The organism is Neisseria sp. P0021.S005 (assembly GCF_051956955.1).
The window spans coordinates 1-1665 of the sequence record NZ_JBQCWY010000669.1 but is presented as its reverse complement, the minus strand read 5'-3'; the positions used below and the strand labels follow the sequence as shown (position 1 = coordinate 1665).

Sequence of the window (1665 nt, the reverse complement as noted above, 5' to 3'; positions counted from 1 at the left end):
GTACGCTGCAACTGCCGACTGCCTACCTCGTCTGCAACTTTACCCCGCCGGTCGGCGACAAAGAGGCGCGTTTGAGCCACGACGAAATCATCACCCTCTTCCACGAAACCGGCCACGGCCTGCACCACTTGTTGACCCAAGTTGACGAAGTGGGCGTATCCGGCATCAACGGCGTCGAATGGGACGCGGTCGAGCTGCCTAGCCAATTCATGGAAAACTTCGTTTGGGAATACGACGTATTGGCGCAAATGTCCTCGCACGAAGAAACCGGCGCGGTATTGCCGAAAGAGCTGTTCAACAAAATGCACGCGGCCAAAAACTTCCAACGCGGTATGTTCCTCGTCCGTCAAATGGAATTTGCCCTCTCGACATGGAAATCTATCATCAGGAAGATGAAGGCCGTCTGAAAGAATGGCCGCAAATCTTGGACAAAGTGCGTCAAGAAGTCGCCGTGACCCAACCGCCGGCATACAACCGCTTTGCCTTGAGCTTCAGCCACATCTTCGCCGGCGGCTACTCCGCAGGCTATTACAGCTACGCATGGGCGGAAGTTTTGAGTGCAGACGCTTACGCAGCGTTTGAAGAAAGCGACGATGTGGCCGAAACCGGCCGCCGCTTCTGGAAAGAAATACTGGCCGTCGGCGGTTCGCGCAGTGCAGCCGAATCCTTCAAAGCCTTCCGCGGCCGCGAACCAAGCCTGGATGCCCTGCTCCGCCACAGCGGTTTCGACAACGCAGCTTGATTTGAAAATCCGCCGTTTTAATTGCTGATTCAACACCAAAGGCCGTCTGAAATGTTTCAGACGGCCTTTTTATAATCCATTCAATATGTTCAGCAAAACAAATAATAAAAATATTCAGCCGATAAAACCACTCAGCGCAGAACGCCGCAACGATTGCCAAGCTCAATATTTTCCCAATGCGGACAAGCCGCCCATAAAAACAGGGCATGTTCCCATGCCCTATCATTTGAATTTCAGACGGCCTTTCGGTTGTCAAAACTTATTAGGAACAATAAGTACACCCTGTCCCTAACAAGATTTTCGAGAAAACAGAAGTCCAGATTTCAAACTTCTATCTCCCCCTACCCATCGCTAAAATTAGTTTTTGCCCTTTTTATCACCGGCATCCAAGCGCATATTGATAAATTCCATCATCAAATCTTTTTTCGTCCAGAAAAAGGTTTTCATTTTTTCCAAAGAATAGATTTTCCGAATCATCGCCGGCAATCCTGCATGAACGATGGCGGCGACTTCACCATTGGTTGTTTCATTATCCATGGCGGCTTTGAGGCTTAGATTGTGCGTATTCAGGTAGTTGCTAAGCTCTTTCCTGACGCTGTTGCTGATTTCAAATTGTTTCATGTTTTCCGTCCATAATGTTTTTATACTTAAATAGCATAGGATTTTAACAAGTTTTTTGCATTGTGCATATATCAACTTGCATATTGTTGCGAAATTTACAATTTGGTTTTTGGGTAAAATCGCGCCTGCAACACATTGTTGTGGCGAACTAAATCAGATTGTTTTGACTATTTTATTTTGGCTCGGGCCGTATTGCGGATAAAATAATGGTTTTAGGTTTTGGGGCCGTCTGAAATGTATTTGTGGTTTAAGCTGTTACACATATTTTTTGTGATTTCTTGGTTTGCCGGACTGTTTTATCT

1 protein-coding gene and 2 pseudogenes are annotated in these 1665 nt (G+C 46.7%); 2 read left to right on the top strand and 1 reads right to left on the bottom strand.

Annotated elements, in window-relative coordinates; genetic code table 11:
- Nucleotides 1-742, top strand: a pseudogene (locus ACTHUE_RS18145) (M3 family metallopeptidase); the annotation flags it as partial.
- Between the two features lie 357 nt (nt 743-1099).
- Here the strand turns inward: ACTHUE_RS18145 and ACTHUE_RS18140 are convergent.
- Nucleotides 1100-1363: a hypothetical protein gene (locus ACTHUE_RS18140; RefSeq protein WP_070713750.1), complete on the bottom strand. Its 264-nt coding sequence runs from the start codon at nt 1361-1363 to the stop codon at nt 1100-1102.
- Between the two features lie 234 nt (nt 1364-1597).
- On the opposite strand from ACTHUE_RS18140, the pseudogene ACTHUE_RS18135 reads away from it, so the two are divergent.
- A pseudogene (locus ACTHUE_RS18135) lies at nt 1598-1665 on the top strand (CopD family protein); the annotation flags it as partial.